Annotated in this window: 7 protein-coding genes; 4 read left to right on the top strand and 3 right to left on the bottom strand. The window is 37.5% G+C overall.

The genetic code is table 11. From position 1 onward, the window contains the following. The first annotated feature begins 97 nt into the window (after positions 1 to 97). Complete coding sequence (locus H6G76_RS14600; RefSeq protein WP_190701560.1) at positions 98 to 2,530, top strand: 26S protease regulatory subunit; 2,433 nt, start codon at positions 98 to 100, stop codon at positions 2,528 to 2,530. Positions 2,531 to 2,671: 141 nt separating this feature from the next. Here the strand turns inward: H6G76_RS14600 and H6G76_RS14605 are convergent, their stop codons facing one another. Further along, entirely contained in the window at positions 2,672 to 3,892 is a 1,221-nt protein-coding gene (locus H6G76_RS14605) for an ABC transporter substrate-binding protein (protein WP_397333640.1), read from the bottom strand. A 217-nt stretch (positions 3,893 to 4,109) separates the two neighbouring features. On the opposite strand from H6G76_RS14605, the gene H6G76_RS14610 reads away from it, so the two are divergent. Further along, positions 4,110 to 5,507: an MFS transporter gene (locus H6G76_RS14610; protein ID WP_190701563.1), complete on the top strand. Its 1,398-nt coding sequence runs from the start codon at positions 4,110 to 4,112 to the stop codon at positions 5,505 to 5,507. 78 nt (positions 5,508 to 5,585) lie between these two features. Here the strand turns inward: H6G76_RS14610 and accD are convergent, their stop codons facing one another. Then, entirely contained in the window at positions 5,586 to 6,536 is a 951-nt protein-coding gene (gene accD, locus H6G76_RS14615) for an acetyl-CoA carboxylase, carboxyltransferase subunit beta (RefSeq protein WP_190701589.1), read from the bottom strand. A gap of 848 nt (positions 6,537 to 7,384) precedes the next feature. Between accD and H6G76_RS14620 the strand changes: the two genes are divergently transcribed. After that, entirely contained in the window at positions 7,385 to 7,735 is a 351-nt protein-coding gene (locus H6G76_RS14620; protein ID WP_190701566.1) for a DUF433 domain-containing protein, read from the top strand. Further along, positions 7,710 to 8,072, top strand: coding sequence for a DUF5615 family PIN-like protein (locus tag H6G76_RS14625; protein WP_190701568.1), 363 nt, complete (start codon positions 7,710 to 7,712; stop codon positions 8,070 to 8,072). Before H6G76_RS14620 ends, H6G76_RS14625 begins: the two co-directional genes overlap by 26 nt. Positions 8,073 to 8,230: 158 nt before the next feature. On the opposite strand, the gene H6G76_RS14630 is transcribed toward H6G76_RS14625, so the two are convergent. Beyond that, a complete protein-coding gene (locus H6G76_RS14630) occupies positions 8,231 to 10,990 on the bottom strand; it encodes a DEAD/DEAH box helicase (RefSeq protein ID WP_190701592.1) in 2,760 nt (919 codons plus the stop codon). Between the last annotated feature and the right edge of the window lie 78 nt (positions 10,991 to 11,068).

Below are 11,068 nucleotides of genomic sequence, written 5' to 3' on the forward strand. Positions count from 1 at the left end.
GGTATCGCTTGATGAGGAGAGTAGAGCGATCGCTTATCTAAGTTAGCTGCATATCTCGTTTAGGGAAATATAAGTTTAGTTTCTATGAGGATACAAAATGTCATATACAGCCTACTTAAACTCTATTAAAAATGAACTCCAAAGAACTGGTAAAGCCAAAAAAAGCTTGCGCGTTAAAAGCATTATGGAATATTTTGGCTATCAACGTAGAAGTCAGGCATTCATTGATGAGTTTAATACTACTTTAGATAATCTTGGGCTGTGTGCCGAGCCAGTTTTTGATTTATATATTCCCTTAGATACCAAAATAGATATTTCTCTCAAAGGCGTAGAACCTCCTGAGGAAATATGTGCATCTAAAACAATTTTGCAAAAACTTAGTGAACCGATTCAAGTCAAACATGATTTCTTTTACTATTTATTTGACTTTGGATCTGAGGAAGAATATGAACGCTTCCAATCTTGTTTAGATTCAAATCAACCTATGGGAATTTTTCTCATTCCCCAAACCGTAGATTTCTTTTCTGATATTGTTGTCAAAGTTTTAAATTATGAATTAATCAGAAAATTTCAATATCAAGGTACTAGTGAAGTTACCAGTTCTTCTGTACGGCAATTTGCCACTAAGATCATTGACTCAGATGATGATAATGAAAATGAGAAAGAAAATCCAATTCAGGGAGCTAATATATTTCATTTTTATTGCTCAACAATGACTAGTGTTATCTTAGGTAATACTGGCTTAGAATTACTAGACTCTGAAAAATTTGATGAGCAATTTGAACAGATATCTTTGGCTCTAAATAAATATAATTCTACACAATCCTTTATTTTATTTCATTGTCCTCCAATCTCAGAAATCCAAGCCCAGCAAAAAGAAGATACATTAGGACATTTAGTAGACAGAGTTGCTAGTAAAATTCCTTTTACATTTACTCTTAGATGTAAATATTCTCATGAAGCGGCGATTGAGCAAAAAGACGAGATATTAGCTCACTTTCGGCTATTATTAGAACTACCTTATTATGAAACGGATGAAGATGACGTATCTTTACTAAATTATTTTTTAGAACTGCAAAAAGCCCAAATTCAGGCTGAATCACAATTATTACTGAGGATGAAACCTGAACATCTTTATCATCTAAAGTGGCAAGAAGAAAGCAGCGAATACATCTATCTAAAATATTTTGCTATCAAAACCTTGGAAAGTTTAGGATATGAATTATCTCATATAGGCTGTGAGGTAGAGTTAACTTCCCAAGATGAAGAAACTACAGATGATGATGAATATGAAGAATATCAAAATGAAAAAATTGAAGTATACGTAAAAAATAAAATTGTTGTCGAAATAGAAACCCTTAAATATCAAGAGCATTCCGATAAAAATCTCTTCTTTGACATGATTAAGAGAATTTTACGCAAATCTCAGGTATGGCCAAATAAATTAGAAAGTGTTTGGTTAGTAGTACCTGGATTTGAAATTGCTCGTAACTACTATCAACTGAAAAAAACTAAGGAAATTTTAGAATATAAGCTAGCAGAGTACTATGGTGATAATTTCAAAATCATAGTCATGACTCCGGATTATGAAAAGCATCAATTAATTCCTGTATCATTTGAAAAAATTAATTACCCTACTTTTGAATATAGAGTTAAAAAAAGAGGAAAAATCCAAATCAGTCCAATTATCAAGCAAGTAAAACTTGACTTTAACCAAGTCAAAGGTCTACATGAAGAAAAAGAAAAATTAACTAAACTGCTAAAATTACAAACTAAAGGATACAAAGGTTCAATAGGCGGGATTCTTTTCTATGGTTTACCTGGCTGTGGTAAAACCTTACTCGCCAATGCTTTCGCTAATGAATCAGGGCGATATTTCTTTAAGTTTTCGCCTGCTGATATTGTTAGTGTTTGGATAGGGCAAAGTCAGAAAAATATTCGAGATATTTTTGCTCAAGCTAAGAAAAAAGCACCTTCTGTTTTATTCATAGATGAGTTAGATAGCATTGGATTTAATCGGAATGAAGATAACGCCCATACTGACCAAAAAGCGACAATCAATCAGTTATTGATTGAACTAAATAATATCAAAGATAGTGATGTTATAGTTATCGCTGCTACTAATTATTTGAGTGGAATTGATAGTGCATTGAAACGTTCTGGCAGATTAGATTGGAAAGTCCCAATTTTCCCTCCAAACCAAGAAGAACGAGCGGAAATATTTAAGCACTATTTATCACAAATTAATATGAATCAGTTAGTTAATTTTGAAATTTTAGCAGAGCAGAGTATCAGATTTACCTCCTCTGATATTGAGTTGGTGTCTAGAGAAGTCAATAATGCTGTTTTACTTGAAGAGATAAGTTCATCTTTGACAACTTCAGATGTGATTACCTATATTCATAACCTCCAAGATGGCGGTTTGAGTCTGACTCAAGAACAGGTGAAAGAATTTTTGGATGAGTGTAAGAGACTGAGTGTAAAAAATTCTAAACTGGAAACATTGGGAGTTGAGTGGGGTATTGACTAGGCGTAGTCAAAAATATAAATTCCTTTAGTGTTTTAGGCGTTTGTTACAAAAAAGTGCCTAACTTACTTCCACATAATATGGTGTGTTATGGCGTTCGCATAACACACCCTACTCGATTAATAAGCTGTTCCACATTTAACTTTACTCCATCATTTTAATTTGTTGATTGGCTGCATTTTCCGCCCTTAATATTGCCTGATTTAATGGTTGTTGTCCTAACAAAGCACTGACAAACTGATTATCAAAATTATTGATAATTGCTGCGGGATATTTACCAACTTGCCAAGGTGTTGCATAATTTACGCCTGCAACTAATGGTTTTCTGAGGGGGTCTTGGTCAAAACCTAATTTTTGGGCTACTGATTTTCTTGTTGGTAAAGCAAATCCTGTGGCTGTCCATTTTTGCATTCCGGCTTTACCTGTAAGGTAAGAAATTAATTCCCAAGCTGCTGCTTTATGTTGAGATTGCTTGTTCATTACATAGGCTACAGTAAACACCATCGTGCCTTTTTGATTATTAATTGTGGGTACTTCTGCTGTGGCAAATTGCAGTTGTGGAAAGGTTTCTTGCAGGTAAGGAATTGCCCAGTTACCTTCAATAACCATCGCTACTTTACCTTGTCCAAACATTTCGCTACCTGAGTTTGTACCTACATCAGATTTTTGGGCAGATGATTTAGCTTTTTGATACTGGTCGATAACTAATTGCAATCCTTTTAAACTTGGTTCACTAGCAAAAGTAGCATAACCGTTCTCATCAATAACTCTTCCGCCAAAGGCTTTAATTTTATATGCTTGTCTTGCTAGTTCTGTGATTTCTCCAAATCCATATTTGTTGAGCTTGCTTGTTAATTTTTGGGAGTAAGTGAGTAGTTCTGACCAAGTAGTGGGGGGACTATTTAAGCTTGCGGTAGCAAAAGATTCTTTGTTATAAAAGAGAGCTAATGTAGAATAGTCTTTAGGAAGCCCATAAATATGGTTTTGGTATTTAAAACTGTCTAATAGGGTAACTTCAAAGTCATCTATATTGAATTCTGGCTGAATATAGTTATCTAAAGGTTCCAAAACATTTTGACTCATCAAAAAAGGTGCTTCCAACGCATCCAGATAGAATACATCAGGGGCTGCATCTCCAACCAAACGGGTTTTGATTACGTCCATATATTGATCAGAGATGACTTCGTATTTAACTTTGATGTTGGAATGTTGGGCTTCAAAGTCTTGTAGAACTTGTCTTAAAAGCTTTTGTTCTACCTGGGAACCAGCCCAGCCACTCAGTTTGATGGTGACTGCGTTTGCTTTTGGTAGTTGTAAACTATGACAGCTAATAATAACGATCGCGATCGCTATTATTACACCCACAAATCTCCCCAAACTGATTCTTTTCACAGAAAGATGACAATAGCTTTCTCTTCACTTATATCGTCTGTAGCTAAAGACAGAAGTTTAACTAATCTGAATTTTTGTTGAGAATTCGCAAGATAAAATAACTAAAAATTATAACGAAAGCTGATGAGGAAATTTCTATTCCTCAAATGTAACTACAACTGCGCCCAGGTGCATGACTTCAAAAATCACTATGGATTCTGTTCAGGTTGAAACAGCTGCTTCTCTAACTCTGGAAATACCCCAGGTTGTTACACCGCCAAGCACACTAGTTCGTAGCGAAAAACCCAAGTTAAGCATTCCTAAGGATGGTATTCGGACTAGTTTACAAGCCTCCACAATGGATGCTGTTTTAGCAACGGTTTTTACAATTACAACTAGCGGTATTTTACTCAGTAATTTCCTGGTGGAATTAAAGGCTAGCCCAGTAGTGTTTGGGTTGTTATGTTCTATACCCATGCTGGTGAATCTGATTCAGCCTTTGGGTGCTTATTTGTCAGAACGCACTACTAGCCGTTTTCGGTATGCGATGGGGGTATATGGAACGGCTCGGCTAGTGTGGCTAATTTTAGCGATCGCTATTGCTATCTTTAGTTGGGGCGGTGTAAATTCTCAACAGTTAGTTGTCATGACGCTGTTAATTCTCTTAGCCAGTAATCTTTTAGGAGGGTTAGGTAGTGCATCGTGGCTGAGTTGGTTAGCGATGTTGGTTCCCAGACGATTGCGCGGTAGCTATTTTGGGTTTCGCAACAGTGCGATTAGCTTAACCAACTTGATTTGTCTGCCTTTAGCTGGTCTTGTAGTATCACATTGGTACGGCGGAACTATACAAGGTTACGGGGTATTGCTGCTATTGGGAGTTGCATTTGGCGTTGTCAGCATTGGCTGTCAATACTTCCAAGTAGACATCAATCCCCAATTACAAAATTCTGTAGATTCTACAGCTATTGACAACTTACAAGATGAAATAGTTACTTCACCCACTACCTTAAATCAGCCGGCTATTAAAATTTGGAAAAATGTTAACTTTTTAATATTTTTGATTTATATCAGTTTATGGATGTTTTCTGTACATCTGTGTGCGCCCTTTTTTAACCTCTATATGCTGGATACTTTAGGTATAGATGTTAGTTGGGTGACGCTTTATGGCAGTTTACAAGCTGGTGCAAATTTGTTGATGATGATTTGGTGGGGCAAATTAGCAGACCGGGTAGGTAATCTGCCAATTCTACTTTTTGTCGGGATTCTAGTAGGAGTGACACCAATTTTGTGGTTGGGGGTAAATGCCAGTCAGCTTGATATTTGGCTGTGGTTACCACTGTTACATATTTTGGCGGGTGCGACTTGGGCAGCAATTGACTTGTGCAATAACAATTTGCAATTAGCGATCGCACCAATGAAAAATCAGTCAATTTATTTTGCGATCGCAGCTGCGGTGGCTGGGGCTAGTGGTGCTTTAGGCACAACCATAGGCAGTTTCATTGCCCAATTTGCCGTCTGGGGTGGCTTACTCGGATTATTCGCCCTCTCTGGCTTATTGCGCCTAGCCGCACTTGTGCCACTATTTTTTGTTCAGGAGCCTGGAAGGTAAGGAAGAGGAACTGGGACAGGCTGCAAGGTCAAAATCTTGCTGTAAATTCCCCCCCTGCTCCCCTGCTCCCCCACTCCCCTACTCAACTGCTGTAGAACTAAAAGTCATCGTCTCCCACAGCATCATAGGAGGGGCGGTGGTGACGGGTTGGTGTAGAGCAATTAGCTGGGCTAAGGTGTTCTTTAACTGTGTACGGGGTACAATGTCGTCCACAAAGCCATGCTTGAGCAAATCTTCAGCAGTCTGAAAATCATCTGGCAGTTTTTCGCGTAGGGTTTGCTCAATCACGCGCCGACCAGCAAAACCAATGGTTGATTTGGGTTCTGCCAAAATAATATCGCCTAACATAGCGAAACTAGCAGTTACACCGCCAGTGGTCGGGTTAGTCAACACGGGAATATATAATAATCTCGCATCACGATGGCGGTCTAAGGCTGCGGAGATTTTCGCCATCTGCATCAAGGAGAGCATACCTTCTTGCATTCTCGCACCACCAGAGGTGCAGACAATGATTACAGGGTAACGCCGACTAGTTGCTTGTTCAATCAAGCGGGTAAGTTTTTCGCCAACCACGGAACCCATACTACCACCCATAAAGCGGAAGTCCATGACTCCCAACCCTACAGGCATTCCGTTAATTTTTCCTAAACCAGTTTTTACCGCGTCTATCAGACCGATTTTAGTTTCCATTTCCCGGAGGCGATCGCTATAAGGTTTGCGATCGCGGAATTGTAAGGGATCTGTTGGGCGCAAATGCTCATCTATCGGTTGCCAAGTGTTGTTATCTATCAATTGGCGGATGCGTTCATCGCTATCTACCCGATTATGATGTCCACATTCGACGCAGACCATTTGATTAGCTCTCAAATCTTTTGTATAGGTTAAAACACCACACTTAGAACACTTGTGCCACAGTCCGTCAGCGATCTCTCGTTCTTGCCGTTCTGGGTTGGTAGAGCCTGATTTTCTTCGATTTGCAAACCAATCAAACAGAGACTTTAAACCGCGTGATTCTTCGTTGTTTGCCATTTTTATCTTATTCAAGTGGGTATGGGTCGAAAACAGTCCATTGTCATTGGTGAACCAGTGACGGGTTCGTAGGGGGTTTCCCCTATGAGCAACTGGTTCACCCAAAGGGTCATTAGTCATTAGTCATTAGCAAAGACAATGCCTTTTGACCATGTAGCCAAATTACACTTATAAGCAATTCAGACCTTAAACCAGTTATCAGTTATCAGTTATCAGTTATCAAAGCGTATGGTGGGGGATTTAAACCTACCACAAACCCATAGCACTAATTTGGTGTGGTGTTTCACCAGGGATCTAACTGACAACTGTTTACTGTTCACTGTTCACTGTTAATTTGCATCTTTGGTTGCCAGCTTAACGAAAATGCTTATACCAATACAAGTCTCTTGTGGGTATCATTTTGTAAATGTATTAGCCTGCGTCAAGTCCGTTGGAATACCAACTCCCCCCAAAAGATGCTGTTACCCAACCCTAGCGGCAATTTGCTGCCCCCATATTTTATTTATTAATTTTGCTAGTTTCTGAGCAATTAGCATCTATGGCATTAGTCTTGCCAACGGGTCTATTTCGTTAAGAGAGGTAATACAAGTCACAGGCTGATATTATCAAAAAGTGAAGCGGCGATGGCGTAATGACTGTTACAGTCGTTAGGAATTGTAAGTGCTTTCTTAAGCTATAAACAGAAAGCCGATAAACAATATTATTATAGTAGTTCACGCGATCGCTTGCTCGGTTTATCTAGAGAGCAGAATATTAAACTGGCGATCGCGTAGCATCTCCTCATGCTCGCTCAAATTTGTTGAATGTTACGATCAGTCAATATAGAAATTTCTTATTCTTAACAAACTATGCAACTGGAAGACTACTTTAATTTTTTAGCACCTGATGATATTCGACTTCAGGGTACAAGAGTAGGGATTGAAACAATTTTATTTGACTACCTTTTCCGTGCTAAAACTCCAGAAGAGATTGCCAAAACCTACACTTCGCTGACTTTAGAACAGGTTTATGCTACTATTCTCTACTACTTACACAATCAAAAAGCTGTAGATGCTTATCTTAAAGATTGGCTAGAGTGGGGCGATCGTATGAGAGAAGAGCAAAGTCGCAATCCAAATCCAGTTGTTGAAAGGCTACGTAAATTAAAAGCGGAAAAAATTGCGATGCAAACTCATGGCACTGAAGTATCTCATCGATGAGAACGTTGATCCGATTTATACCATTCAACTACGCCGCTTAAAGCCTGATTTGTTTGTGCTGGCAATTGGTGACTTAACTACTCCACCAAAAGGAACTCTAGACCCAGAAATTTTGCTTTGGTGTGAAGAACATAATTTTGTTTTAGTTACTAATAACCGCAAATCTATGCCACTTCACTTAGCAGATCATATAGCTCAGAACCATCATGTACCAGGAATCTTCATTCTAAATCCAAAATTAAGCGTTGGTGAAAATCTTGAGCAGTTACTTTTGGTAGCAGAAGGTTCACTGGATAACGAATATCAAGATAGGATAGAATTTCTACCTTTGTTTTAAAATACTAAAGTGGAGATCGCTAGTCCGTAGTATGGGTAAAGTTTCCCCAACTTACTTGTCTATAAATACAGAATATTAAACCTGCGATCGCGTAGCTTCTCCTCTGGAGAATTTTTCAAATTTTTTGACTACTACACCAAAGAATATGTTTGCAAAAATCAAACATAAACCTTTGATGAAACAACTCGATTTTCTGCATCTAAAATAAAATCATAAGTATTTAAAAAGTCAGACTGCCAATTTTTCGGTTTCTGGCAAATTCCAAGTGGAAAACCTGCTAAATCAAACCATTGAATTTCATTTCCGACCTCTACTGGTACTACTGTCCAAGTTTTAGTTGGAGCTATAGTGAAATCCCTAAGTAAATTTACATTCATTTGATTAGGCGGTTTTGGAGTTGGTAAAGGGCGTTCAAGAGGAAATGATTGCTCTGCCCAATTTCTGATATTAACTGCATTAAGATATTCGTTGGGTTCTGCTTCTCTTTCGCTAATGTACTGATAGTAAGTTTTTGCTAATTCTTCAGCTTGTTCACGAGTCGTTACATCTTCTACTTTAGCAAGCAAGTACGCTGCGACTGGTTCTAGCGTTCCCCATATAATAAGTTCTTTCATCCAAAAAACAATCCAAGGAAGCCCAGTTTGTGACCAGTTTTCAAGGGATAATTCAACTAATTCGCCACCAAAAGCTTCATCTATTGCTAATGCAATAATACTTCCTAATCCCCAGTTAAACTTGTATATAAAATCCTGAGTAATGCACTTATACCAATCTGGAATTTTCTTGATTGCTGGCTTTTGAGATGCGCTTTTAGAGTCAAGCCACCAAAGTAATACTTCATTTACAGAAGTTTTATTAGGTAGATTAGTTGGCTTAAATTTTAATAAAGTGCTTAAATTATTAACTACAGTCTGAATATAGTTAAAACGTTGCTCTGGTGTCCAGGTTGCATAATCTTCTCCTTTTGCTAATTGCTCTTTGAAACCGGAATCAAAATAGAGATTTAGAAGTTGATTTCCAGAACGTGGTGGTAAGCTGGTACGATACAAACGCCGACGCTGTGAAGAATCTCTATAAATTTCTGTTTTCAGTGCCATACCTCGCTTGATAAATAAATTTGCTAATCTTTCTTGTTCCTGGCTTGCATAATATGCAAAGCTTCGTTGCCAAATTTTTTGAAGTTGCTCTTCCAACTCATTAGTACTAAAGTCTTTAGCTTCTATTTGTTCAATTTCGACAATTGCAGACAATAAAATACTATCTAGCGAGTCGAGAGTTTCAATAGCTAATACTTGTGCATCAGAAAGATTATTACCAGGATCAAGTGGTGCAGTTTTTTCAAGCCATTTAAAAAACTCATCTTGTGAACCAGAACTAGATATCAAAGACCATTTTTCTTCCAGAAGTAACAACAATTCTGCTAAAGGACTAGGAGGATTAATATTTTGATGACTGTTTTGTAGTTGATTTTCTAGCTCATTAATTAAAGAAAAATATCTATTGCGTGCTTGCTTGCTACTCCAATCTGTTGATTGATTATTAAGTAACACTAGGCTGCGCCCTTCTGTACCGAATCCAGGTCTTCCTGCTCGACCAACTAAATTACTAAATTGATGAATATTTAAGCATCCTTTGCTACGTCTTAAGCTAGGAATTAATACCGTTTCAAAAGGAAGGTTAACACCTTCAGAAAGAGTAGAAGTTGATAAAACTAAATGTACAATTCTTTCATCAATGGCATCGATAAGTAAGCGAGCCATCAAACCTGGCATTTTACCGTGATGTACTATAATACCTTTTTTTAGTAGTTTAAACTCATAGGATTCAATTCCAAAATAGTCTACACAGGAACGCAAACACTTTCGCCAAATCTTCACATTTTTTGACTCTAAAAGTAAAATCCCAGCTAAACAATCTGTATTAAATATAAAAGCTAAAAGCTTTATCGGTATATTATTAAGCTCTAATATTATGGGTTGTTGAAAAAATGAAGGTTTTTCTACTTCTGCCCATGTTGAATTTAGTAATTGCAAAAAATCTTCAGCATAGCCACTTATTTGCTGTGTAACTGAAATAAGAACAGCACGTCTTTGTCCTTTATCATCTGGTGCTGCTAAGTGTATAGCTGCCCAAAAAAGATAAGGGCGTAACCGCTTTTCTGGCCCTGTCCATTTTGTTGGTGCAGAGGGATATGGTGGGAATGGAGTTGGAATAAAAGGTGTGTTAAATTGACCAACTTCTTGAAATTCTAATCTTTTACCATCAAGTAAGTCATAGCGTATTTCAAATTCTTTTTCTGTCTTGCATTCAAGACGACCTATTAATTGGCGTGTACTTCTATAATCTGTCTTTGCTGGGCTGGCGTTAGTCCTATTTTCTATCCAGTTTGCTAATGCACTTTCTGTTTCTGATGCAACAGCAGATAGTGCAATAATTCGGCAATGGTTTTTTTCTACATAAGTAAATAGTCTTGCCCCTAGCGATTCTAAACGTAAGGATCTATTTTCAGATTTTTGCAAAGATTCTTTTATACCATCAAATTTAACAAGATGGGCTTCATCAAGTACAATCAGTGAAACTCTACGAATAAATAGCGTTCCTAAAAATTTCATCAAAGCTTCTGCTTTTTCATAGGTGCAAATTAAAACTGTTGGCTTATCTGATGTCATCCATACATCGGTTGGCCCCCAGTCAGTACCTCCATATAAACCTGTAACTATGACATTATTATTAGTAGTTCGTTTTAAAACACGAGACAGATTTGATTCAACTTCTGTAGCAAGTGCTTTGCTTGGTACTAAGTAAATTACTAAAGGAGCCGAGCTACTAAGATTGTTATAATTTTTTGTCTCAAAGAACAAACTTTGTAAAATAGCAATTTCAGCTATTGTTGTTGGCTCTCCCAGACTAGATATGATAAATTAGTAGCAGAAATACCAATTGAGTAGAATTCTTCTTCTAAAATTATCAAAGTTAGTTAAACCATAAGCTCTTCT

Origin of the sequence: Nostoc sp. FACHB-152 (assembly GCF_014697475.1) — a bacterium.
Classification (GTDB): domain Bacteria; phylum Cyanobacteriota; class Cyanobacteriia; order Cyanobacteriales; family Nostocaceae; genus Nostoc_B.

Excerpts from the sequence above, each read along its gene's own strand:
- H6G76_RS14625 (WP_190701568.1), top strand. The coding sequence starts at position 7,710 with ATGGCACTGAAGTATCTCATCGATGAGAACGTTGATCCGATTTATACC.
- H6G76_RS14620 (WP_190701566.1), top strand. The coding sequence starts at position 7,385 with ATGCAACTGGAAGACTACTTTAATTTTTTAGCACCTGATGATATTCGA.
- accD (WP_190701589.1), bottom strand. The coding sequence starts at position 6,536 with ATGGCAAACAACGAAGAATCACGCGGTTTAAAGTCTCTGTTTGATTGG.
- H6G76_RS14610 (WP_190701563.1), top strand. The coding sequence starts at position 4,110 with ATGGATTCTGTTCAGGTTGAAACAGCTGCTTCTCTAACTCTGGAAATA.
- H6G76_RS14600 (WP_190701560.1), top strand. The coding sequence starts at position 98 with ATGTCATATACAGCCTACTTAAACTCTATTAAAAATGAACTCCAAAGA.